We start from the raw sequence: 23,098 nt of genomic DNA, 5'->3' as shown, positions 1-23,098 counted from the left end.
ACCATGGCCGTCAATTCTCCCAAGCCCGTCGCCGCCGACTTGAAAGCCGTCGCCGGCATTGAAATCGGTGTTGCCGAAGCCGGCATCAAGAAACCCAACCGCAAGGATTTGCTGGTATTGAAACTGGCGCCGACGGCCACCGTGGCCGGCGTGTTCACATTGAACCGCTTCTGCGCCGCGCCCGTGCAAATCTCGAAAGCCAACCTGGCGGCCGTGACGGCCGGCGCCGCGCCGATCCGCGCGCTGCTGGTCAATACGGGCAACGCGAATGCGGGCACGGGCGAATCGGGTCTGGCCGACGCGCAGGCCAGCTGCGCCGCGCTGGCCGAGCTGCTGGGCTGCACGCCGCAGCAGATTTTGCCGTTTTCCACTGGCGTGATCCTGGAACCCTTGCCCGTGCAGCGCCTCGTCGCCGGCTTGCCGCAAGCCGTGGCCGCGCTGACCTCGGATAACTGGTTCTCGGCCGCCGAAGCCATCATGACCACCGACACGCAGCCGAAAGCCGGTTCGCGCACGGTCACCATCGGTGGCCACGCGGTGACCCTGACGGGCATCAGCAAGGGCGCCGGCATGATCAAGCCGAACATGGCCACCATGCTCGGTTTCCTCGCGTTCGACGCCACCGTGGCGCAACCGGTGCTGGACCAACTGGTGAAACAGGCGGCCGATAAATCGTTCAACTGCATCACCATCGACGGCGACACGTCCACCAATGACTCGTTCATGCTGGTCGCCACGGGCGCCGGCAGCCTGGTCATCGATTCCATCGACTCGCCGCACTATGCGGAACTGGCCGCAGCCGTCACCGAGCTGTCGACCTTTCTGGCACAAGCCATCGTGCGCGATGGCGAAGGCGCGACCAAGTTCATGACCGTGACCGTGGAAGACGGCCGCAACGTGGAAGAGTGCCGCAAGATCGCCTATTCCATCGCCCATTCGCCGCTGGTGAAAACGGCGTTCTTCGCGTCCGACCCGAACCTGGGCCGCATCCTGGCCGCCATCGGCTATGCGGGCGTGGACGATCTGGACGTGGGCCAATTGAATCTGTACCTGGACGACGTGTGGGTGGCCAAGAATGGCGGCCGCAACCCCGACTACCAGGAACAGGATGGCCAGCGCGTGATGCAGCAAAGCGAAATCACCATCCGCGTCAAGCTGGCGCGCGGCGATGCCACGGCCACCCTGTGGACGTGCGACCTGTCGCATGACTACGTGTCGATCAACGCCGACTACCGCTCATGACCGGCCTCGATCAATTCCTGATCCGCGCCGAGCGGGTGCTGGCGCGCCTCGAGTCGATCTTGCCGCCGGCCTTGCCGGCAACCGACTGGAACAGCTTTGCGTTCCGCTGGCGCCGGCGCCAGGGCGCGCTGCCTTATTTGCAGGCCGTGGCCCACGTGTCGAACATCGCGTTGGACGACTTGCACAATATCGGCACGCAAAAAGCGCAGATCGAGCAGAACACGCGCCAGTTCGTCGCTAAGCGTCCGGCCAACAACGTGCTGCTGACGGGCGCGCGCGGCACGGGCAAGTCGTCGCTGATCAAGGCATGCCTGAACCAGTTCGCCGACCAGGGCCTGCGCCTGATCGAAGTCGACAAGGCGGACCTGGCCGACTTGCCCGACATCGTCGACCTGGTGGCGGCACGCCCCGAGCGCTTTATCATCTTTTGCGACGACCTGTCGTTCGAAGAGGGCGAGAGCGGCTACAAGGCGCTGAAAGTGGCGCTCGACGGCAGCATCGCCGCGCAATCGGACAACGTGCTGATCTACGCCACCTCGAACCGCCGTCACCTGATGCCGGAACGGATGTCGGACAACACGAGCTACAAGACGGACGACGATGGCGATCTGCACCCGGGCGAGACGGTGGAAGAGAAAATCTCGCTGTCCGAACGCTTCGGCCTGTGGCTGTCGTTCTATCCGTTCAAGCAGGATGATTACCTCGATATCGCGGCCCATTGGCTCGCCTCGTTCGGTTGCACGCCGGAGCAGATCGCGGCAGCGCGTGGCGATGCCCTGCGCTGGGCCTTGCAGCGCGGTTCCCGGTCGGGCCGGGTGGCGTGGCAATTTGCGCGAGATTATGCGGGGAAACTTCCTGCGGGAAAGTTGCCGCAATGAGCGAAGTGAAAATCAAACCGGTCGACGTCGCCGTCGGCATCCTGATGAAGCCGAATGGCGACGTGCTGCTGGGCCAGCGTCCGGCCGGTAAGCCGTATGACGGCTATTGGGAATTTCCTGGCGGTAAAGTCGAGCCTGGCGAAGCCATTTTTGATGCCTTGAAACGTGAGTTTGTCGAGGAACTGGGCTTGCATATCGACAGTGCCGAAGCCTGGTGCGGCGTCGAATATGTGTATCCGCACGCCCATGTGCGCCTGCATTTCTATATCAGCCGCGAATGGCGGGGCGAGCCGCAAAGCCTGGAAGGACAGGCGTTCGCCTGGCAGGGCACGGTCGGCGTGGAACCCTTGCTGCCGGCCACCATTCCCCTGCTGGAATGGTTAAATGAGGTACGCCGGGAATCGCTGGCACCTGCTTAATCCTTACTTGTGCCAGCGGGCAGCAGCATGCTGCGTGCTGGCGCAAGCTTTGCTGTGACTCTCCTTGTATAGTCGGCGCTTTGCGCTACAGTGCTTTCATCAAGCACCGGGAGTTTCGCATGCCGCTGACACTGACCTTTACCGATACCGATGAATTGCTGATTGCCGCCTTGCACAAGCGTGCCCGCGCGCATGGGCGCAGCATCGAAGACGAGCACCGCGACATCTTGCGCAGCGCCTTGCGGCCGCTGCCGAAGCGTCCGCTCGACGATATTTTGCGCGGCATGCCCGACGTGGGCTTCGATGCGGATTTCGAGCGCCGCCCCTGAGCCATGCCGGCTTACCTGGTCGATACGGATGTAATCGTTGCGGCGCGCAAGGGCAGCGCCGCGCCGGCGGGAGTGGCCGATTTTTTCGAGCGGGTGGCGCCCGAGGCGCGTTATGTGCCGGTGCAGGTGATCGCCCAATTGCGTGCAGGCATACAGTGCTGCTGGCGGCGCGAAGCGGCGCTGGAAGCACTGGCGCTGGAAGGCTGGCTGGAAGCCGTGCTGGCGGAATATGCGCCGCGGCTGCTGGAATTCGACCTCGATTGTGCGCTCGTATGCGCGCGTCTGCATGGCCGCGGCCACGCACATGGCGTCGATGGGCAGATCGCGGCGATGGGCATCGCCTATGGCTTGACGGTGGTCAGTGGCAGGCTCGACAGTTTCGTGGCGCAGGGGCTGCGCCTGGAAAATCCGTTTAGTTGAGGCTCATTGCGGCTTACTGTGGCTTGTTGTCTTCATCCGCAAGGGGATCTTCAAACGGGTCGGCGGCGGGGATCGTGTATTTCTCTTCGGCCCAGGCACCCAGGTCGATCTGCTTGCAGCGTTCCGAGCAGAAGGGGCGGAATTTGTTGGCTTCAGTCCATTCGACTTTGGCGGCACAGGTAGGGCAGTTAACGACGGTCATGATGGGGCAAATAAGTAACAGTTAAAAATTACAGAGCGTGAGCTCGAACGGGACATCTTCTTCCAGCGGCTTGGGTTTCAAGTCGCCGCCTTGGGTAGTGAAGCGTACCCACAGCATGTATTTGTTGGCGGAAATTTCCGGGATGGCGCCGCTGTTTTCATCAAGGCTCAGGCGCAGCATCTGGTACACCTTGCCTTGCAGCATTTGCTGGTAGCTGCCGCCATTGGCGATCAGTTTAACGGGTCCGCCGGAATCGCGCAGCAGGCGCAAGACGAGGGCCAGCGCATCGAACAGCGGCGCCAGCGGGGCGAACCACGCGTGAATGTCGGTCAGGCGCTGTTCGGAGCTGCGTTTTTGCCAGGCAAAATACGACGGCAAGTCGAATTCGCAGGCGCCGCCCGGGATGATGGTGCGGCCGCGGATGCTCATCAGCCATTCATTGTCGCGGATATTCTGGCCTGTCTTGCCTTGCGCCGCCACAAGGGCGCCGCTGACACTGTCGAGTTCACCGAGGATGGCATCGAGGGTTTCCGGCTCCACATTCGGATTGCTGCGGTAACCGAGCAGGCTTTGGCGCTGGCGCTCGAGTTCCTGCAGCAGGTCGGACTTCAGGTCGGCGCGGCCCGCCACTTCGAGCATATCGAAAATGGTTGCCAAGGCAACATGGTGCTGCATTGCATGCTCTTGCTGGATGAAGAACTTGAATTTGTCGTACAGGTCTTCCAGCCGCAACAAGGTACGTATGCGTTCGTTGAAAGGGTATTCGTAGACAATCAAAATAATTCCCTTAAGTAAGGACCTGCAAACAATCCCGTGATTTTGAACCAAGCGTCGACAAATTACAAACGTTGCGGGGCCATTCCAGCCATTCTTTTTGAAAATGCCAGATATAAATCGTGCAACTGGGCAATCTGCGGTGCCAAGGACGCCAAATCGCCGTTGTTGTCGATCACATCGTCCGCCGCCGCCAGGCGCATGGCGCGCGTGGCCTGCGTGGCCATGATGGCTTTGACTTGTTCTTCAGATAAGCCATTGCGCGCCATCACGCGCGACACTTGCAAACTTTCCACGCAATCGATGACCAGTACCCGGTTGACCCGTTCCACCCAGCCGCCGGACTCGACCAGCAGGGGCACGGCAAAGATCACGTAGCTGCCCGTCGCTGCTTCGGCCGCCGCCAGGGTGGCCTGGCGAATGCGCGGGTGCAGGATGGCTTCCAGTCTCGCCTTGGCGGCGGCGTCGGAAAACACGAGGTTGCGCATTTTGGTGCGGTCGAGGGCGCCACGCGCATCGGCGTAGCCGGCGCCAAATTCCGCCACCAGGGCCGGCATGGCCGCACCATTGGGCGCCGTCAGGCTGTGGGCGATCTGGTCGGTGTCGACGATGGAGGCGCCGCGCGCGGCGAACATGTCTGCCACCGTGCTCTTGCCGCAACCGATGCCGCCGGTGAGGCCGACGCTGAAATACGGGGCGTTTTGTCGTTGCATGTATTTATCCATAGGGGCGCAGTGCAGCGCCGGTCAGCCGGTCAGGCCCAGTGTAAGCCGCGACAGGGGTGCGCCGTACAGCAGCGCGATCAGGCCCGCCGCCGCCAGGTAGGGGCCGAACGGAATCGGCTTGTCGCGCCCGCGCTTGGCAAACACGATCAGGCCGATGCCGACCACGGCACCCACCAGCGATGACAACAGGATGATCGTCGGCAGCATGGTCCAGCCCAGCCACGCACCGAGCGCAGCCAGCAATTTGAAGTCACCATAGCCCATTCCCTCCTTGCCTGTCGCCAGCTTGAAGGCCCAGTACACGGCCCACAAGGCCAGGTAGCCGGCGGCCGCGCCGATGACGGCCTCTTGCAGGGGCACGAAAGTACCGTTGATATTGACCAGCAGTCCTGCCCACAGCAGGGGGAAGGTGAGGTCGTCTGGCAGCATTTGCGTATCGGCATCGATGAAGGTCATGGCGATCAGCAAATACGCAAACAGGAGCGTGGCCAGGCCCGTCCAGCCGCTGCCGAAGTGCCAGATTAACAGGGCCGACAGCGCGCCCGTCAGCAGCTCGACGAGCGGGTAGCGCACGGAGATGGGCGCCTTGCAGGCGCTGCACTTGCCACGCAGCAGCAGGTAGCTGAGGACGGGAATGTTTTCCATGGCCGTGATGCGGTGGCCGCAGGCGGTGCAGTTCGAGTGTGGCAGCATCAGGTTGTAGCGGTCCGTGTGCGGCAAGGGCAAGCCGCTTTCTTCCGCCACGTAATTGTCGGAGTCGCGCTGCATCATTTTCGGCACGCGGTGGATCACCACGTTGAGGAAGCTGCCGACGATCAGGCCGAACAGGGCGGCGACGAGGGCGACGGGCAGGTTGCCGGGCGCGGCGAACAGCAGGGTATCTTGCAGCATGGTGGAGTGGTCTGAGGTGATGATGTTGCCGCGCAAACATTGCCTGGCACTGCCGCAGTGTAAAACATCTGCCGGTGCATGGGGACGTTTTGCGTGGCTTCACCTTTAAATCACGGCGCCCAGCTTGAAAATCGGCAAATACAGGGCGATCACGAGGGAGCCGACGAGCACGCCCAGCACGACCATCAGCGCCGGTTCCAGCAGGGCCGAGAGGGTGGCCACGGTGACGTCGATGTCGGCCTCGACGATGTCGGCCGCGCGCGACAGCATGGCGTCGAGGGCGCCCGATTCCTCGCCGATCAGGGCCAGTTGTGTGAGCAGCGGGGGAAACACGCCGCTGTGTTCCATGGCCAGGGCCAGGCTGCCGCCGGCCCGGATTTCACGCTCGATGCGCGTTGTCGCTTCCTGGTACAGCGCGTGGCCGGAGGCGGCGCCTACCAGGCCGAGCGAGTCGAGCAGCGGCACGCCGGCGGCGAACATGGCGGCCAGGGTGCGTGTCCAGCGGGCGATCGCCGCCTTGCGCAGAAGCGGGCCGAACACGGGCAGGCGCAGCGCCCGCAGTTGTGTGTTGCGCCGCAAGGCGGGCCAGCGGCGCCAGGCCAGGCGCAGCAGCACGCAAGCGAACACGAGCGCCGCCAGCAAGGCCAGCCAGTAATGGACGAGGAAGGCGGACACGCCCATGACGACGAGGGTGGGCAGCGGCAAGGGCGCGCCGAAGCTGTCGAAGACCTGGCGGAAGGCGGGCACGACCACGCTCATGATGATGGCCGTGACGACGATGGCGACAAGCACGATGACCAGCGGATACATCAGCGCGCCGCGCACTTGCCGCCGCAGGGCGATGGCCTTTTCCTGGTGGGTGGCCAGGCGCGCCAGCAAGTCCTGCACGATGCCGGCCTGTTCGCCCGCCGCCAGCAGGTTGCAATACAGCTCGTCAAACAGCAGGGGGAACTGGCGGAAGGCCTGCTGCAGGCTGCTGCCCGCTTCGATGTCGTGGCGCAAGTCGCGCATCAGCTCCGTGACGGCCGGTTTGGCATGGCCCTTGCCGGCGATGTCGAAGGCGTGCAGCAGCGGCACGCCGGCCGCCATCATGGTCGACAGCTGGCGCGTGAACAGGGCGATATCCTTGTGTGTGATGGCCTTGCCGGGCGCGGCGCGCGGGGCTTTTACCTTGCTGGCAAGGATGCCCTGGCGTCTGAGCGCGGCCTTGGCCGTGGTGGTGTCGGTCGCGCGCAAGATGCCATCGACCGCCTTGCCATGGCGATCCGTGCCTTTCCACGCAAAGCGCCGCTCGGCCGCCATGTGCACCTCCTGCCGTCACAGTAGCAGCGCCGGGCCAAAGCGCCAGCGGCGCTGGCGGCAAGCTTGATGTGGCTCAGCCTTTCTTGGTTTGCACTTCCGTCTGCACAACGGCCTGGGCCTTCACGTCGGCCGCATCTTCCTCGTCGTTGTCCGTGCCCTTGCTGATGCTTTCGCCATCGTCGCGGCGCAAGGTCCAGAACGTCAGCGAGGACAGCACCGTCAGGGCGGCCAGGGTCAGGAAGGCGTGGTGCAGCGCCGTGCTGAGCATGGCGCGGTCCGACTGCGGCATGTCGCCCAGGTACCAGCCCGTGATCAGCGAACCGAAGGCGAGGCCAAAGCTCATCGACAGTTGCTGCATCGAACTGGCGATGGTGCTGGCCATGCTGGAATCGGCCTTGTCGACGTCGGCATACGCGATGGTGTTCATGCTGGAAAACTGCAGCGAATTGAAAAAGCCCATGCACAGGCTGATGGCGACGATCACGTACAGGGGCGTGCCCACGCCCACCTGCGAAAACATGGCGATGGTGACGCCGATCAGTACGGTGTTGACGATCAGCACCTGGCGGTAGCCGAAGCGGGCCAGCACGCGCGCGGAAATGAATTTCATGCCCATGGCTGCCGCGGCCGACGGCATCATCAGCAAGCCCGACTGCCAGGCGGGCAAGCCCAGGCCCAGCTGGTATAGCAGCGGCAACAGGAAGGGCAGGCCGCCCACGCCCAGGCGCGTGACGAAGCCGCCCACCACGGAGACGCGGAAGGTGCGGATCTTGAACAGGGTCAGGCGCAGCAGCGGGTGCAGCACTTCGCTCGAATGCCAGGCATACGCGGCCAGCAGGCTGATGGAAATGAACAGCAGCACGGCAAACGAGGTGCCGTCGATGCGGTGTTCGCCGAAGATTTCCAGCAGCCACGACAGCAGTGCGATGCCCGTGCCGAACAGGACCAGGCCGATCAGGTCCAGTGGACGGGGCTTGTCGCCATAGTAATCGGGCATGTAGCGGTGCGCCAGGTACAAGGCCACCAGGCCGACAGGCACGTTGACGAAGAAAATCTCGCGCCACGACAGCCAGTGCACGATCAGCCCGCCCACCGTGGGGCCCAGCAGGGGGCCGATCAGGGCGGGGATGATGACGAAATTCATGGCCGCCAGCAATTGCGACTTGGGAAAGGTGCGGATGATGGTGAGCCTGCCCACTGGCATCATCATGGCCGCGCCCACCCCTTGCAGCAGGCGCGCGGCCACCAGCATGGGGGCATTCACGGACAGGCCGCACAGGATGGAAGCGATGGTAAAGATGGCAACGGCGGCGGAAAACACGCGCCGCGTGCCGAAGCGGTCGGCCATCCAGCCGCTGATGGGAATGCACACGGCCAGGCTCAGGATGTAGCTGGTGACGACGGCCTTCAGGCTCAGCGGCGTCACGTTGAGGCTGGCGGCCATGGCGGGGATGGCGGTGTTGACGATGGTGGAGTCGAGTTGCTCCATGAACAGGGCGGTGGCGACCACCCAGGGAAGGTAGCTTTTAATCGGGGAACTGGTCATGGATGCGAGCCTGAGGAGGAAAAACGGAGCCGACAGTACGACGAATTGTCACATAAATGACGCAGGCGTGCCGCCCGCGCCTTTCATTTTGGCAGCGTGCCGGGGCAGAGTCCATGGAACATTTGTTCCATGGCAATAGATTGTGGGCAAGGCTAGCATGTGTTTCAGGCAGCTCCCTCTCTATTTCCCCGAAAGTCACACCACATGAAAAATGCACTTACCTTCCTTGTCCTGGGCGCGGTCCTGTCCGCATGCGGTGGCGGCACGCCGGCAGCACCGGTCACGCCGCCCGTCGTGGTGACGCCGCCCGTCGTTTCCGCCGACAGCGTGGCCGTGGCGTCAGCCGCCGTGGCCAAGGAGGCTGGCCTGGCCGTGATCGCCGGCGCCAATGGGGATGAGACGGTGTATGACGTGGCGGCCGATATCGGCGACACGTGGCGCATCACGTTCGACAGCGCGAAGAAAACCTACGCCATCCGCGTGCTGTCGACGCAGTTCGGCCTGGCCGACCGCAGCGGCACGTTCAGCGCTGCCACCATCGGCCATCTCACCACTTACACGGGAACGGATTTCAGCGTCACCGTCGATGCGCGTACGCGCTTGCTGACGGGGACCGTGAAACTGGGCAACATGCATTCCAACGTCAGCGGCACCGGCTATGCCGTCACGGACGTGGCCAAGCTGGCCGGCAACTATATCTTCCTCGGTGCCATGCGCAATGCTTCGAACGGCGGCGACCGTTTCAATCCGAAAGGCAGCCTCAAGGTGGCGACCGATGGCAGCGCGCAGTTGTGCAATGGCGGTGTGTTCAATGCGCAAGGCGTGTGCTCCGCGGTATCGCCGCAGCTGGAAGCGGAAAATGCCAGCCTGACCCTGGTCCGTGACGCGGCGCATGGTCTGATCATCGCCCGCCAGGGTGACCAGGACTTCGGCATCGTGCACGTGCACGCCGGGGACCGGGGGCTGGCGCTGTTCATCGACCGCTACAGCCGCAACCAGCAGAACGTGCTGCGCGTGGGCACCATCGTCGCCGCCAAACAGCAAAAGATCGGCGCCGAAATCGCCGGCAGCTACGCCTGCGCGGCGCCGGGCATCAGCGCGAAGATCATGGTGGCCGGCAGCACCGCCACCATCACCAACAACACCGCCGGCAAGACGCATGCGGAAACCATCACCATCAACAAGCTGGGCCTGGGCGCGCAGGCCGTCGATTTCGATGGCATCGCCGTGTTCAAGGACCCGGCCGACGTGCCGGCGGATTACTCGATGTTCATGCCGGTGTCGTCGAGCATGGCGGTCGAATTCTCGACCGACCGCTCGTATATGGGCGCGTGCCTGAAAAATTAAGAGGTGCCGCCACGTGCCTGTGTGAGTAGGTCGGGTTAGCCGGTACGGCGTAACCCGACACCACCATCAGCGTGGCAGACGTTCCAGTGCATCCATCAACGGTATCGCCGCATCGGCAATCCGCTCCAGGCTGGCCTCGCGCAGGGCGGCGGTATCCACCGTGTGGCCGGAGTCCAGCCCGGCCCAGCGCAGCAGCGCCGAACACGCGGCGGGTGTGTCGAACATGCCATGCAAATAGCTGCCGAGGATTTGCCCGTCGCCCGACACGGCGCCTTCCGGGCGGCCATCGATGACAAAGGCCGGCTGCGCCAGCGCCGCGCCATGCGAGAGTCCCATATGGATTTCATAGCCTGCCACGCGCGCATCGGCCGCGCCGTCAAACGCGCAGTGGCCGCTCACATGTTCCAGCCGTTTTTCGCTTGTCAGTTCCGTCACCATGTCGAGCAGTCCCAGTGCCTTTGACTCGCCCGCCGCGCCTTCCACGCCCAGCGGATCGCGCACGCTTTGCCCCAGCATCTGGAAGCCGCCGCAAATGCCCAGCACCTTGCCGCCGTAGCGCAGGTGTTTTGCCATGTAGGCGGGCCAGCCTTGCTGTTGCAGCCAGGCCAGGTCGCCGCGCGTGTTTTTACTGCCGGGCAGGATCACCAGGTCGGCCGCTGGAATCGGCTGCCCCTGCTGGATGAATTGCAGGTCGACCTCGGGGTGGGCGCGCAGCGCATCGAAGTCCGTGTGGTTGCTGATGCGCGGCAGTTGCGGCACCACCACCTTGAAGGCGCCCCGCTCGGCCTGCATTGCTTCGACGGCGTCTTCCGCGTCGAGGAACAGGCCTTGCAGATAGGGCAGCACGGCCAGCACGGGTTTGCCCGTCTGCTGTTCGAGCCACTCGATGCCCGGTTGCAGCAGCGAGATGTCGCCGCGGAAGCGGTTGATGACGAAACCGACGATGCGCATCCGCTCGCTGTCGGACAGGCATGCCAGGGTGCCGATGATGTGCGCGAAGACGCCGCCCCGGTCGATGTCGGCCACCAGGATCACGGGGCAGTCGACGGCTTCGGCAAAGCCCATGTTGGCGATGTCGCGCGCGCGCAGGTTGACTTCGGCCGGGCTGCCCGCGCCTTCGACGACGACGGCATCGTACTGCTGGCGCAAGCGCGCGTACGATTCCAGCACGGCGCCCATGGCGATGGTTTTATATTGCTGGTAGTCGCGCGCATCCATCTCGGCGCGCACCTTGCCGTGGATGATCACCTGTGCGCCCGTGTTCGACGACGGTTTCAAGAGCACCGGATTCATGTCCGTGTGCGGCGCGATACCGCAAGCCAGCGCCTGCAAGGCTTGCGCGCGGCCGATTTCGCCGCCGTCGCTCGTCACGGCGCTATTCAAGGCCATGTTCTGCGGCTTGAACGGCGCTACGGTCACGCCACGGCGCTTTAACAATCGGCACAGGGCCGCGACGACGGTGCTCTTGCCCGCGTCGGATGTTGTGCCTTGCACCATCAGGGCGGGGAAGGGACTCTTCATGCCTGCCGCTCCTGCCACTGCGCGATGATGTCGCTGATCTGGCGCAGCCCTTCGGTAATCGCCGCCGGGCCAGGCGACAGAATGTCGGGCGACTTGATCTCGAACAGCATGTCATTGCGTACGGCGGGAATGGCCTCCCAGCCCGGGCGTGTCGCCAGTTGTGCTGGCTGGAATTTCTTGCCGCACCAGCTGGCGAGGATGATGTCGGGCGCGCGTGCCACCACGCTCAACGGATCGGCGATGATGCGTTCCTTCGCGCCGGGATGCGCGGACAGTTCCGGGAAAGCGTCCGTGCCGCCGGCGATCCCGATCAGTTCCGCCGCCCAGCCGATGCCGCTCATCAGGGGATCGTTCCACTCTTCAAAGTAAATCACGGGCTTGCGCGTCCAGGCGGCGGCGCGGGCTCGGGCAGTGGCGATGTCCGCGCGCAGGCTGGCGATCAATGCGTTGCCCGCTTCCTCGCGCCGCACCAGCGCGGCCAGCACGGCGATCATGCGCAGGATGCCGTCCACCGTGCGCTGGTTGAACTGGTGCACTTCGATGCCGGCCTTGACGAGGTCGCGGCAGATATCGGCCTGCATGTCGCAAAAACCGATCACGAGGTCCGGTTTCACTGCCAGGATGCGTTCCAGGTTCGTGGACGAAAAGCCGCTGATCTTGGTCTTTTCCTCGCGTGCGCGAGGAGGGCGCACGGTAAAGCCGGAGATTCCGGCGATGACGTCTTCGGCGCCCAGCGCGTACAACGTCTCCACGGCTTCCGTCGACAAACAGGCGATGCGCTGGTAGTGACTCATTGAGCAGCCTTGGTGCGGCGCTGGCGGGCCATTTCCAGCTGTTCGCACATGGCGGCCGTGCCTTCGATCATGCGCGGGCCGGCGCGGTTCAGCAGGTCGCCATTCAGGCGGAACAGATTATTTTTGCGCACGGCCGTCATCGACGGGAAGGCGCGCCACATGGCCAGACCGCCTTCGCTGCGCGGATCGCTTTTTTCGCTGGTGCCGAAGATGACTTCCGGGTCTTCCTGCAACACGCCTTCCGGCGTGACGACGGGCGCCACCACCTTCATCGCGGCGAACACATTCTGGCCGCCGCATACACGCATCGAATCGCTGATGATGCTCGCGCCGCTCAAGGTGTACAAGGGCTTATCCCACACCTGGTAAAACACGCGCACGGGCGGGCGCTGCGCATATTGCGCCGTCAAGCTGGCCAGTTTGGCGCGCAGCTGGGCGGCGGCCGGCTTGGCGGTCTTTTCCGTGCCCATCAGCTGCCCCAGGCGCTCCATGCTGTCGGGGATATCGGCCAGCTTGCGCGGTTCGCTGTGATAGATCGGCACCTTCAACTGGCGCAGCATGGCGATCTGGCGCTCGGCGCTGCCATGCATCCACACGACGATCAGGTCCGGCTTCATGGCGATGATGCGTTCCATGTCGTACTGGCGGTTATCGCCCACCTGCGGAATCTTCTTGGCCGCTTCCGGGTAGTCGCTATAGCTGACGACACCGGCGATCTTCTCGCCGCCACCGGCTGCGAACAGCAGTTCCGTCACATGCGGGGCCAGCGCCAGGATGCGCTGCGCCGGTTTTTCCACGGTGACGGTATTGCCGTCGTCGTCGCGCACGGTGATGGCGGCATGCGTTTGCAGCGAGACCAGTCCGGCCAGCAGCAGCGATATGTTCAGGATTTTCATGTGTGCTTCCATGCGGTGAGGGCCTGCTGCAGGCGCAGCCAGGCGTGTTCGTCGGGGGGCAGGCCCAGGCGGATGCCGTGGGCGGCGTGGCGGAACAGGCGCACCCAGATGCCCGATTCCGCCATGTGGCGCCAGAACGCTTCGGCGCGATCTTCGGGCCACCACTGAAACAGCGCCGTGCCGCTGCTGGCGATGCCGTGCGCGGCCAACAGCTGATGCAAGCGGTCGCCTTGGCCGCGCAGGCGTTCGCGCATCGCGTTTTGCCAGTGCGTATCGGTAAGCGCCGCCAGTGCCACCTGCTGCGCCGGGCCGCTGACGGCCCACGGGCCCAGCATGTCGGCCAGCTGTCCCAGCAGCGCGGGATGGGCGGCGACAAAGCCCAGGCGCAGTCCCGCCAGGCCAAAGAATTTGCCGATGGAGCGCAGCACGATCAGGCCCGGCTGGCCCGAGTGCGGACCGAGACTGGCGTGGGCTTCCGTGTCGCCAAACGCTTCATCGACCACCAGCCAGCCGCCGCGCGCGGCCAGCTTGCCCGCCCATTCCAGCAGCAGTGCGGGGGAGATGCGTTCGCCCGTGGGATTGTTCGGATTGCAGACGACCAGCACGTCGCAGCTGTCCACCGCATCGGCCAGTTGCGCATACGGCACTTGGCGCAATTGGTGGCCTTGCTGGCCCCAGTGGTGTGCGTGTTCCGCATACGAGGGCGCGGCCACCACCACGCGCGACGGCGCGCGCAGCCGGGGCAGGGCCTGGATGGCGGCCTGCGTGCCCGCCACGGGCAGCATGGCTGGCGCGTCATAGTAGCTGCAGGCGGCTGCGGCCAGCGCAGGATCGGACTCCGGCAGCCGGTGCCAGGCATTGGCGTCGGGTGCTGGCGCTGCATACCAGTGCGGGTTGATGCCGGTCGACAGGTCGATCCAGTCGGCCAGCGGTCTGCCATATTCGCGCGCGGCGTCGCGCAGGTTGCCGCCATGTTCAAGCAAGGTATTTCCCCTTCAGGTAGAACAGGCCCGCCAGCAGCGCCACCCAGATCAGCCACAGGACGGCCGTTTCCGCCACCAGGCGCCAGGCGCGGTCGATATCGCGCGCTTCGGCCGGGCGGCCGGCACCCAGCGGCGGACGGCGTTCCAGTTCACCGTCGTAGATGGCGTCACCGCCAAGGGCCAGGCCCAGGGCGCCGGCGCCGCTGGCCATCACGGGACCCGCATTCGGGCTGCCCCAGTTGGGGGCCTGGCTACGCCAGCAGTGCCAGGCGCGCTGTTTGTCGGCCATGGTTTTGCCCAGCAAGACATACGACAGGGCCGTCAGGCGCGCCGGAAGATAGTTCAGAACATCGTCGATGCGCGCGGCGCAGCAGCCGAACCAGTCGTAGCGCTCGTTCCGATAGCCCCACATGGCGTCGAGCGTATTGGCCAGCCTGAATAGCACGGCGCCGGGGCCGCCCGCCACGGCAAACCAGAACAGGGTGCCGAAGACGGCGTCGTTGCCGTTTTCCAGCAAGGATTCTGTGCTGGCCTTGGCCAGGCTGGCCGCGTCGGCATTGGCCGTGTCGCGGCTGACGATGCGCGCCGTCAGCAGGCGCGCGTTGTCCAGGTCATCGATGGCCAGGGCATCGGCGATCGGTTGATTGTGGTCGCGCAGGCTGCGCAGGCCCAGGCAAAGATAGAGCAGGAAGACGTGGAGCGCTGCGCCCGCCAGGCCGCACAGCCAGTAGGCCGCATAGCTGATGGGCAGCACGGCCAGCGACCACGCCAGCGCGCCGCGCAGCAAACGCCCGCGGCCCCGGTTCAGCAGGCGTTCCAGTACGTTGGCGATGCGCCCAAATCCGACCAGCGGATGCCAGCGGCGCGTTTCTCCCAGCAGCATGTCGAGCAGCACGCCGGCCGTCATCAAGGCGGCCAGCATGGGTAGCGACAGGCCGCTCAGCATGGGCCGCCTTTCAGGTACAGCGGCAGGCCGGCGGCGACAAAGACAGCCTTGTCGCACACGGCCGCCACGGCCTGGTTCAAGCGGCCCGCTTCATCGGTGAAGCAGCGCGAGATGGCGCCGTAGGGCACGATGCCCATGCCTACTTCGTTCGAGACCAGTACAAGATCACAGCCGGTGTCTTCGACTTCGGCCAGCGCGTACAGCAGGTGGGCGCGCTCGCTGTGGAATAGTTCTGGCAGGGCGATGTCGCCCACGTCCGGGTACGTCTCGCCAGTGGAAAACATCAGGTTCGTCAGCCACAGGGTCAGGCAGTCGACCAGCAGCAGGCGGCCGGGCCGTGCTTCCCGCAGGATGGCGTCGCCCAGGCGCAGCGGTTCTTCCAAGGTGGCCCACTCGGCCGGGCGCTGCGCACGGTGATGCGCGATGCGCGTGGCCATTTCGCCATCGCCCGCCTGCGCGGTGGCGATGTAGAGTACTTCCCTGCCGGACTCGCGGGCCAGCTTTTCTGCATGGGCGCTCTTGCCGGAACGGGCGCCGCCGAAGACCAGGGTGCGCGTCATGGCGCTGTTACCACTCGGTGCCGATTTGTGCGCCGATGCCGGCCGCATACGCATGCTTGACGACGGCCATTTCGGTGACGGTGTCGGCGATCGCGATCAGTTCGTCCGGTGCGCCGCGGCCCGTGATGACCACGTGCTGCATGGCCGGGCGTTCCAGCAGGTCGGTGATGACCTTGTGCACGTCGAGGTAGTTGTACTTGAGGGCGATATTGAGTTCGTCAAACAGCACCAGGCCATAGCTTGGGTCGGCCAGGAAGGTCTTCGCCTGTTCCCATGCCAGTTCAGCCTTTTCGATGTCGCGCTCGCGGTTCTGCGTTTCCCATGTATAGCCTTCGCCCATCGCATGAAAACTGATTTCGTCGGGGAAGCGGCGCAGGAATTTTTCTTCGCCCGTCGACATGGCGCCCTTGATGAACTGCACCACGCCCACTTTCATGCCGTGGCCCATGGCGCGGATGGCCATGCCGAAGCCGCTCGAACTCTTGCCCTTGCCATTGCCCGTGTTGACGATGATGATGCCGATTTCCTTGTCGGCCTTGGCGATGGCCGCGTCGATGATGGCCTTCTTGCGTTCCATGCGCACGCGGTGGCGCTCGTTGATGGCGGCGGTGTCCGCATCGATGTTTTTGTTTTCGCTCATGTCAGTCCTCTTTTGGTATGAATATCTTGCGTTTGCCGTGCTCGATGATCTCGATAGGGTGGCCCAGGTAGTCGCCCAGGATGGACGCCTGCATCACGTCGGCCACGGGGCCAGCCAGCCAGCCGCCATCGCCCATCAGCAGCAGCGCATGGGTCGAGACGCTGTGCGCCAGGTTCAGGTCATGCCCCACCATGACCACGGTTTTATTCTGTTCGCGGCACAGTCTGGCCAGCAGGCCCATGACGCTGACCTGGTGCGCCAGGTCCAGCGCGTTGGCCGGTTCATCGAGCAGCAGCAAGGGCGTATCTTGCGCCAGCATGGCGGCGATCGCCACGCGCTGGCGTTCGCCGCCGGACAGGCTGCGCACGTCGCGCTCGGCCAGGTGTTCCACTTCCATCGAGGCCAGCGCCGCCAGGGCGATGCGCTGGTCGTCGCTGCCTTCCCAATAGTGATTGTCGTGATACGGGTGGCGCGCCGACAGCACCGTTTCGATCACGCGGTACGAGAACGCGTCGTGGCGCGCCTGCGCCAGGAAAGCCCGTTCGCGCGCCAGCTCTTCCAATGGCCAGTCGATCAGGGCGCGGCCCTGTATCGTCACGTGGCCGGCATCCGGTTCGCGCAAGCCGGCCAGGGTGCGCAGCAAGGTGCTTTTGCCAGCGCCGTTGCGGCCGATCACGCTCCAGCATTCGCCATCCCTGATTTGCCAGATGAGGTTTTCCACGAGGGAGCGTGTGCCCGCTTTCAGGCCGAGTTGGTAGGTGCGTATCATGCTTGTTTCATCGCCTGCGCAAACGGTGCAATTGGTACAGGAAGACGGGCGCACCGATCATGGCTGTCACCACGCCGACGGGCAGCTGCAAGGGTGCCAGCACGGTGCGCGCCAAGGTATCGGCCAGTACGAGGAAGGTGCCGCCAGCCAGCGCGGCGGCCGGTATCAGCAGGCGGTGGTCGGGGCCGCAGGCAAAGCGCAGCGCATGCGGCACGATCAGACCGACGAAGCCCACGCTGCCGGCGCTGGTGACGGCGCTGGCCGTAAGCAGGCCGGAACAGAAAAACAGGCCCTTGCGCAGCGCGCCCACGCGCACGCCCAGGGTGCTGGCCGCTTCCGCGTGCAGCGCCATGACGTTCAGCGAGCGCGCGCAGCGCAAGGCGAAGACGAGGGCGCCGGCCAGGACCAGCCACGGCATCAGCCGCGCAGGTGCGCCGGACAGGTCGCCGATCATCCAGAACACCATGCTGCGCAAGCGGCTTTCCGGGGCGATGGACAGCATCAGGGTGACGATGGCCATGCAGGCCGAAGCCAGGATCACGCCCGTCAGCAGCAAGAGCGAGGCGCCGCCTTCGGCCGCCGTGCCACCGCGCAGGTCGCGCCGGGCAAAGAAGTACAGCAGCATGGAGACGCCGACGGCGCCGGCAAAGGCGGCCGCATCGACCACCCACAGCGCGCACATGAACAGCAGCGCGGCCAGCGCACCGACGGAAGCGCCGGCGGAAATGCCCAGTACATACGGGTCCGCCAGGGGATTGCGCAGCAACGCCTGCATCATCAGGCCCGCCAGCGACAGCGCCGCGCCGGTGACAAAGGCAGTCAGCGCGCGGCCTAGGCGCAGGTCGAGCAGGGTGGAGGCGAGGGTGTCGGTCTTGCCCTGTACGACATGGAACAGGGCGGAAGGCAGGTCGGCGAACGGGATCGCGATCGAGCCGATCATGCCGGAGAAAATCAGGCTGGCAATCGCGCACACGATCAGCACCGTGAGGATCACGGTGGCGCGGTGGCGCATATTGCGGAAAAATGGGTGCATGTACTGCCTTAAAAACGGGGACTGCAGAACTGCATCTGCGGGCGATGACAACAATGCCATCGCCCGCAGCTTACATCATTACTACGTGCTTATTTCATGCCGTAGCGCACACCGACGAAGACTTTCGAACCTGGTGTCGCGTAGAAGCGGGCCAGTTCGTAGTCCTTGTTGGCGATATTGTTCCAGCGTGCCAGCACCGACCAGTCGCGGGCGAACTGGTAGGTGGCGTACAGATTGACCAGGCCATAGCCGCCCAGGACGTTCTTGTTGGCGGCATCGTCGAAACGCTTGCCCGACAGCTGCCATTCGGCGCCCGAGGTCAGCGCGCCCAACGTGTAGTCGACGGCGAAGTTGGCGTGTTTCTTGGCGCGGCGTACCAGTTGCTTGTCCTTGGTTTCATCGCGTGGATCTTGCAGATCGATGTTGCCGCTGACGTTGAACGCGCCGAACTTGCGTGCACCCGCGATCGTCAGGCCTTCCAGCAGCGCCTTGTTGACGTTGTAGGCGCAGCCGTAGCCGGTGAACAGCGGATCGGGACAAGGCGAGGTATTGACCAGCAGGTCGGTGACCTTGTTGTGGTAGTAGCTGGCGCTCAGTTTCGACACGCCGTCGTCGTAACGCAGACCCACTTCGACGTTGCGGCCCTGTTCCGGTTTGTTCGTCGCCAGGCCATAGCCCGGGTAGTACAGTTCATTGAAGGTCGGTGCGCGGAAGCTGGTGCCGTAGCTGGCGCTGGCGCGCAATGCGTTGGTGATGCGGTAGCCGTAGGCGACGCTGCCCGTGTTGTGCGTGCCGAATGCGGAACTGTCGTCACTGCGGCCGCTGATGTTGAACAGATGCGCGCCGCGCACCATGTTGTACGCCGCTGCGAAGGACTTGGTATGGCGTGCGCCCGTGACTTCCGGCGTGCTGCTCGACGTGACGTCTTCATCGCGGTAGCTGGCCAGCAGCTGCAGGTTGTCGCGCCCGATGCGGATGTCGTTCTGCCAGGTTATATCGGTCTGCTTGGTGTCGATCTGGCTCTTGCCCCACGAGCCGGCGCTGCTGTCGTCGCCCGACTTGTCGCGTGCTTCCGCATAACGCAGTTCGCTGGTCCAGTTGGGCAGGAATTCGTTCTTCGTGAAGACCGAAATGTTTTCCAGTTTCTGGTTGCTGCGCGCATCGTAGCCAGGACCGGCGTCGTACTGGGCTTTCAGCTTGCTGTTCAACAGGACCAGGCCGACTTCATGGCCCTTGGCCATCTGGTAGCCGAACTGGCCGCTGAAGCTTTCCTTGTCGTAGCCGTCTTTGTCCGGATTGTAGGTGTACTCAGGCGATGCACCGATCTTCGAAGCCGAGAAGCCATCCGATTTTTCCTTGCCAGCCGCCAGCGCATAGCTGAAGCTGTTCGGACCGCCGGTGGAACCTGCCACCTGGGCTTCGACCTGGCGCGTGTTGTTACTGCCGTAACCGGCGAAAGCAGAGACGCGCGCGGCGCCGTCGCCTTTCTTCGTGAAGATCTGGATCACGCCACCGATGGCGTCCGCACCGTACATGGTACTCAGTGGGCCGTAGACGATTTCAATGTGGTCGATGCTGGAAAGGGGCAGGGCGCTCCAGTTGGCCGTACCCAGGGTGGACGAACCAATGCGCACGCCGTCAACCAGCACGATATTCTGGTTGCTGTTCGCGCCGCGAATGAAGACGCTGGCCGCGGTGCCTGCGCCGCCGTTGCGCGCCACTTCGATGCCGCGTTGTTTTTGCAGCAGGTCGACAATCGAGCTGGCGCCCGAGCGCGCGATGTCGTCCGAGCTGATGGTCTGCGTATCGCTCAATACTTCGCTCAGGTGTTGCGGGTAGCGGCTGGCGGTGACGACGACGGGATCGAAGGTGTCTGGCGTGGCTTGGGCGAAAGCGGCAGGCGCGGCAATGGCTAGCGCGAGCGACGTGAGCGCCGCGTGGCGGGAAACAGCATGGGTCATGATAGTTTTCAGTAAGTAATATGCAACCAGCCGACGTCCCCGTAGGCCAGATTGAACAGAAGTGGGAACTGAAGATGACGATCGAAGATGGCCATGGGCCATTCGGATCGCGAACATCCCCGTTCGCACACTTCCACCTGTCCTGGCCGGTATCCGGGCTGGCAAGTGCGGCTATCCCACCTTCCCATGCTCGATGATTGCAAGCACAGTGGTTGTCAGAGATAGCTTGTCGCCCGCGTCCTGTTGGGAGGGGCGACACTTGCTTACCGTTGCGGGGGCAGCACACGTTCGCCGCGAGCGCGGCATCGTGTTTCCCGTTTAACTGCGCTCATGGACATGAACGCGGGCACCAAAACCCCGCCATTATACGTGCAGTGGGCGTGGACTGAAATGGCTGGCTGGGCGCTTCGATATCAGAAATCGACGACGACCGTCGCACCGTAGGCGATTTTATGGGCGGAACGGGCGGCCAGCAGGGCAGTTTCCTCCAATGGCAGCCGGGCTTGCAATGCCGACAGCAGGCGGATGGTGCCCGCATGGCAGATGATGATGGCCGTTTCGTGTTGTTCGCGCAACAGATCGCCTAAAAACGCATCGACGCGGGCAGCCATCGCCAGCACGTTCTCGCCGCCGCCGGGCCGGTACCAGGCCAGGTCGGCCGCCCAGGCATCGATGTCCGCGCGCGCAATCGCGTGCCAGGGCTGCATTTCCCAGGCGCCGAAATCCATTTCGACCAGCCGCGCATCAAGGTGCAGGGCGCTGGAGGGCAAGTCTTGCGCCAATGCTGACGCCAGGCCGGCGCAGCGGCGCAGCGGACTGGCGTAGAGCGGCACGCCGGCCGGCAAAGTCGCTTGCAGGCTGGCGCGCACCGTGGCCATTTCGTGCGGCGCCACCGCCACGTCGCTGCGGCCATAGCAGGTGCCGCTGGTCACCTGCGGCGTGGGGTGGCGAACGAGGATCAGGCGCATGCTTGTTCAGTAGAAGCGCAATGGAGGCTGGAAGCTGGAAAGGATTGCCAGGTAAATCGCCACTTCCGCCACCTGCTGTACGGCGCCCAGGCAGTCGCCCGTATAGCCTTGCAGGCGGCGCTGGCATTTGCGGCCCAGCCAGAATGCGGCAGCCGCCGCCGCCACGATAGCAAAGACCAGCGTGGCCCAATAGAATATTCCCAGCAGGCCGCAGGCGATGGCAGGTAGCAGACCGCAGACGGCGGCGATGATGAATTCTCCCGTAGTCATCTCCTGCGCCATCGGCTTGGCCTTGCCTTCATCGCGTGCATAATCCATGGCCCAGATCAGCGAGACGGCGGCCAGGCGCGAGAGTGGATGAGCGATGAATAAGGTGGCTACCACCGTGGCAGGCGGCAGCGAAACGAGCGCCGCGCATTTGATTGCCAGCAGGCACAGGATGCCGATCGCGCCATACGCGCCGATGCGCGAATCCTTCATGATTTCCAGCACCCGTTCGCGCGTCAGGCCGCCGCCGAAACCGTCGCACATGTCGGCAAAGCCGTCTTCATGGAAAGCGCCCGTCAGGTAAATGCCGGCGGCGACGGCCAGCAGCACGGCCACCGCCGAAGGCAGGAGCCAGCTTGCCAGCAGATACACGACGCCACTGATGGCGGCCACCACGACGCCCACCAATGGAAAGTAGCGCGAAGCGTGCTGCAGCCATGCTGGCTCGAAACCCACCCAGCGAGGGATGGGCAGGCGCGTGAAGAACTGCAGCGCGATGAAGAATAATCGGCATTGATGGATGGCGGCGGAAACGGGATTGGCCATCGTCTTAGTCTGGCGTGGACTTTTCGCTGACCTGGGCCGAGGCAAACGTCGCCATCTCGCGCATGAAGTTGACGGCCGCGTGCAGCAGCGGCAAGGCCAGCGCCGAACCCGTGCCTTCACCGAGGCGCAAATCGAGCTGCAACAGCGGACGTGCTTCCAGGCTGGCCAGCAACTGGCGGTGGCCATTTTCATCGGAGCAGTGCGAAAACACGCAGTAATCGAGAATGGCCGGCTGCAAACGGGCTGCCACCAGCAGGGCGCTGCTGACGATAAAGCCGTCGATCAGCAAGATCATGCGCCGTTCGGCCGCTTTGAGCATGGCGCCGGCCATCATGGCGATTTCGAAGCCGCCAAAGGTGGCCAGCACGTCGAGTGGCGCATTGACTGCCGCATGATGGGCGACGGCCGCTTCGATCACCTGCTGTTTGTGCAGTATCCCTTCCTTCGACAGGCCGGTGCCGGCGCCCACGCAGTCGGCGATGAGTGTGCCGGTCAGCTTGTGCATCAGTGCGGCGGCGGCCGTGGTGTTGCCGATACCCATTTCGCCAAAGCCCAGCACATTGCCATCCAGTGTGGCGACCAGGTCCATTCCCGCTTGCATGGCGGCCAGGCATTGCTCCTCGCTCATGGCGGGCTCTTTGGCAAAGTTGCGGGTGCCTGGGCCTTGCTTGCGGTCGAGCAAGCCGTCGCGTGAGCCAAAGTCATGGTTCACGCCGGCGTCTACTATATAGAGGGCGCAATCGCTCTGGCGGGCGAAGACATTGATAGCGGCGCCGTTGCCGAGGAAGTTCTCCACCATTTGCCACGTCACGCTTTGCGGATAGGCGGAAATGCCTTCGGCGACGACACCATGGTCGGCCGCGAAAACGATGATGGCGGGCTGGCGCAATGCCAGTTGCGTGCTTTGCTGGATCAGGCCGATCTGGCGGGCCAGGGTTTCCAGCATGCCGAGACTGCCCAGCGGCTTGGTCTTGCTATTGATGGCGTGTTCGAGGGCGCTGGACAGGGTGGGATTGGCGGTAGAGGTAATGTGTGGGATAGGCATGGGAATCTATATGGATGAGGCAGGGTATGGTTGGCACTACGATATCACACAGCAATATTTGCCCAGATGCAAATTAGCGCTTGCGGGGAGTTCG

General features: G+C 64.1%; 25 protein-coding genes and 1 riboswitch. Of the genes, 6 read left to right on the top strand and 19 right to left on the bottom strand.

From position 1 onward, the window contains the following. Nucleotides 1-3: 3 nt before the first annotated feature. The 5 genes from argJ to V3C40_RS22620 all read left to right on the top strand — a co-directional run bounded on the left by argJ (nt 4) and on the right by V3C40_RS22620 (nt 3,288). Nucleotides 4-1,242 (top strand): bifunctional glutamate N-acetyltransferase/amino-acid acetyltransferase ArgJ, encoded by a 1,239-nt coding sequence (gene argJ, locus V3C40_RS22640; RefSeq protein ID WP_034784989.1) that lies wholly within the window; start codon nt 4-6, stop codon nt 1,240-1,242. Next, nucleotides 1,239-2,120: an ATP-binding protein gene (locus tag V3C40_RS22635; RefSeq protein WP_070305647.1), complete on the top strand. Its 882-nt coding sequence runs from the start codon at nt 1,239-1,241 to the stop codon at nt 2,118-2,120. Before argJ ends, V3C40_RS22635 begins: the two co-directional genes overlap by 4 nt. Further along, nucleotides 2,117-2,539, top strand: a complete 423-nt coding sequence (locus V3C40_RS22630; RefSeq protein ID WP_070305645.1) for an NUDIX domain-containing protein — start codon at nt 2,117-2,119, stop codon at nt 2,537-2,539. The genes V3C40_RS22635 and V3C40_RS22630 overlap by 4 nt, the downstream gene beginning before the upstream one ends. Before the next feature lie 119 nt (nt 2,540-2,658). Further along, nucleotides 2,659-2,868 carry a FitA-like ribbon-helix-helix domain-containing protein gene (locus tag V3C40_RS22625; protein WP_070305643.1) on the top strand — a complete coding sequence of 70 codons (210 nt, stop codon included), beginning with the start codon at nt 2,659-2,661 and terminating at the stop codon, nt 2,866-2,868. A 3-nt stretch (nt 2,869-2,871) separates the two neighbouring features. Next, nucleotides 2,872-3,288: a hypothetical protein gene (locus V3C40_RS22620; protein ID WP_070305640.1), complete on the top strand. Its 417-nt coding sequence runs from the start codon at nt 2,872-2,874 to the stop codon at nt 3,286-3,288. A gap of 13 nt (nt 3,289-3,301) precedes the next feature. Here V3C40_RS22620 and yacG read toward each other — a convergent pair whose 3' ends face one another. The 6 genes from yacG to V3C40_RS22590 all read right to left on the bottom strand — a co-directional run bounded on the left by yacG (nt 3,302) and on the right by V3C40_RS22590 (nt 8,728). Then, nucleotides 3,302-3,493, bottom strand: coding sequence for a DNA gyrase inhibitor YacG (gene yacG, locus V3C40_RS22615; protein ID WP_034748814.1), 192 nt, complete (start codon nt 3,491-3,493; stop codon nt 3,302-3,304). 18 nt (nt 3,494-3,511) lie between these two features. Further along, nucleotides 3,512-4,267 carry a cell division protein ZapD gene (gene zapD / locus V3C40_RS22610; RefSeq protein WP_034748811.1) on the bottom strand — a complete coding sequence of 252 codons (756 nt, stop codon included), beginning with the start codon at nt 4,265-4,267 and terminating at the stop codon, nt 3,512-3,514. Nucleotides 4,268-4,329: 62 nt separating this feature from the next. Continuing rightward, nucleotides 4,330-4,977 carry a dephospho-CoA kinase gene (gene coaE / locus V3C40_RS22605; RefSeq protein WP_331778590.1) on the bottom strand — a complete coding sequence of 216 codons (648 nt, stop codon included), beginning with the start codon at nt 4,975-4,977 and terminating at the stop codon, nt 4,330-4,332. A gap of 33 nt (nt 4,978-5,010) precedes the next feature. After that, nucleotides 5,011-5,880 carry a prepilin peptidase gene (locus V3C40_RS22600; RefSeq protein WP_331778687.1) on the bottom strand — a complete coding sequence of 290 codons (870 nt, stop codon included), beginning with the start codon at nt 5,878-5,880 and terminating at the stop codon, nt 5,011-5,013. 105 nt (nt 5,881-5,985) lie between these two features. Continuing rightward, the gene (locus V3C40_RS22595; RefSeq protein ID WP_331778589.1) at nt 5,986-7,182 is read right to left on the bottom strand and encodes a type II secretion system F family protein; all 1,197 of its coding nucleotides are present in this window, start codon (nt 7,180-7,182) and stop codon (nt 5,986-5,988) included. Nucleotides 7,183-7,255: 73 nt separating this feature from the next. Next, nucleotides 7,256-8,728: a DHA2 family efflux MFS transporter permease subunit gene (locus V3C40_RS22590; protein ID WP_331778588.1), complete on the bottom strand. Its 1,473-nt coding sequence runs from the start codon at nt 8,726-8,728 to the stop codon at nt 7,256-7,258. 204 nt (nt 8,729-8,932) lie between these two features. Here V3C40_RS22590 and V3C40_RS22585 point away from each other — a divergent pair, with 204 nt between their 5' ends. Continuing rightward, nucleotides 8,933-10,075, top strand: a complete 1,143-nt coding sequence (locus V3C40_RS22585; protein WP_331778587.1) for a hypothetical protein — start codon at nt 8,933-8,935, stop codon at nt 10,073-10,075. Nucleotides 10,076-10,141: 66 nt separating this feature from the next. Here V3C40_RS22585 and V3C40_RS22580 read toward each other — a convergent pair whose 3' ends face one another. The 13 genes from V3C40_RS22580 to cobT form a co-directional block, all read right to left on the bottom strand. Beyond that, a complete protein-coding gene (locus V3C40_RS22580) occupies nt 10,142-11,596 on the bottom strand; it encodes a cobyric acid synthase (protein WP_331778586.1) in 1,455 nt (484 codons plus the stop codon). Continuing rightward, nucleotides 11,593-12,390, bottom strand: a complete 798-nt coding sequence (locus V3C40_RS22575; RefSeq protein WP_331778585.1) for an ABC transporter substrate-binding protein — start codon at nt 12,388-12,390, stop codon at nt 11,593-11,595. Before V3C40_RS22575 ends, V3C40_RS22580 begins: the two co-directional genes overlap by 4 nt. After that, nucleotides 12,387-13,286, bottom strand: coding sequence for a cobalamin-binding protein (locus V3C40_RS22570; RefSeq protein ID WP_034748791.1), 900 nt, complete (start codon nt 13,284-13,286; stop codon nt 12,387-12,389). The genes V3C40_RS22575 and V3C40_RS22570 overlap by 4 nt, the downstream gene beginning before the upstream one ends. Continuing rightward, complete coding sequence (gene cobD / locus V3C40_RS22565) at nt 13,283-14,269, bottom strand: threonine-phosphate decarboxylase CobD (RefSeq protein WP_331778584.1); 987 nt, start codon at nt 14,267-14,269, stop codon at nt 13,283-13,285. The genes V3C40_RS22570 and cobD overlap by 4 nt, the downstream gene beginning before the upstream one ends. Next, on the bottom strand, nt 14,262-15,215 hold the full coding sequence (gene cbiB / locus V3C40_RS22560; protein WP_034748785.1) for an adenosylcobinamide-phosphate synthase CbiB: 954 nt from the start codon (nt 15,213-15,215) through the stop codon (nt 14,262-14,264). Before cbiB ends, cobD begins: the two co-directional genes overlap by 8 nt. After that, nucleotides 15,209-15,775, bottom strand: a complete 567-nt coding sequence (gene cobU / locus V3C40_RS22555; protein WP_034748782.1) for a bifunctional adenosylcobinamide kinase/adenosylcobinamide-phosphate guanylyltransferase — start codon at nt 15,773-15,775, stop codon at nt 15,209-15,211. The genes cbiB and cobU overlap by 7 nt, the downstream gene beginning before the upstream one ends. Nucleotides 15,776-15,782: 7 nt before the next feature. Next, nucleotides 15,783-16,415 (bottom strand): cob(I)yrinic acid a,c-diamide adenosyltransferase, encoded by a 633-nt coding sequence (gene cobO, locus V3C40_RS22550; RefSeq protein ID WP_331778583.1) that lies wholly within the window; start codon nt 16,413-16,415, stop codon nt 15,783-15,785. Between the two features lies 1 nt (nt 16,416). After that, a complete protein-coding gene (locus V3C40_RS22545; RefSeq protein ID WP_331778582.1) occupies nt 16,417-17,184 on the bottom strand; it encodes an ABC transporter ATP-binding protein in 768 nt (255 codons plus the stop codon). Nucleotides 17,185-17,191: 7 nt separating this feature from the next. Next, nucleotides 17,192-18,217, bottom strand: a complete 1,026-nt coding sequence (locus V3C40_RS22540) for a FecCD family ABC transporter permease (RefSeq protein ID WP_331778581.1) — start codon at nt 18,215-18,217, stop codon at nt 17,192-17,194. An 89-nt stretch (nt 18,218-18,306) separates the two neighbouring features. Further along, nucleotides 18,307-20,178: a TonB-dependent receptor domain-containing protein gene (locus V3C40_RS22535; RefSeq protein WP_331778580.1), complete on the bottom strand. Its 1,872-nt coding sequence runs from the start codon at nt 20,176-20,178 to the stop codon at nt 18,307-18,309. Nucleotides 20,179-20,305: 127 nt separating this feature from the next. Next, nucleotides 20,306-20,547: riboswitch (cobalamin riboswitch) on the bottom strand. A gap of 44 nt (nt 20,548-20,591) precedes the next feature. Beyond that, complete coding sequence (locus V3C40_RS22530) at nt 20,592-21,146, bottom strand: histidine phosphatase family protein (RefSeq protein ID WP_034748770.1); 555 nt, start codon at nt 21,144-21,146, stop codon at nt 20,592-20,594. Between the two features lie 6 nt (nt 21,147-21,152). Further along, nucleotides 21,153-21,959 (bottom strand): adenosylcobinamide-GDP ribazoletransferase, encoded by an 807-nt coding sequence (locus tag V3C40_RS22525; protein ID WP_219330145.1) that lies wholly within the window; start codon nt 21,957-21,959, stop codon nt 21,153-21,155. Between the two features lie 4 nt (nt 21,960-21,963). Beyond that, nucleotides 21,964-23,004, bottom strand: a complete 1,041-nt coding sequence (gene cobT, locus V3C40_RS22520) for a nicotinate-nucleotide--dimethylbenzimidazole phosphoribosyltransferase (protein WP_331778579.1) — start codon at nt 23,002-23,004, stop codon at nt 21,964-21,966. Between the last annotated feature and the right edge of the window lie 94 nt (nt 23,005-23,098).

Source organism: Janthinobacterium sp. LS2A (assembly GCF_036543145.1).
Classification (GTDB): Bacteria; Pseudomonadota; Gammaproteobacteria; order Burkholderiales; family Burkholderiaceae_D; genus Janthinobacterium; species Janthinobacterium aestuarii.
This window is presented reverse-complemented; position numbering and strand designations above follow the sequence as displayed.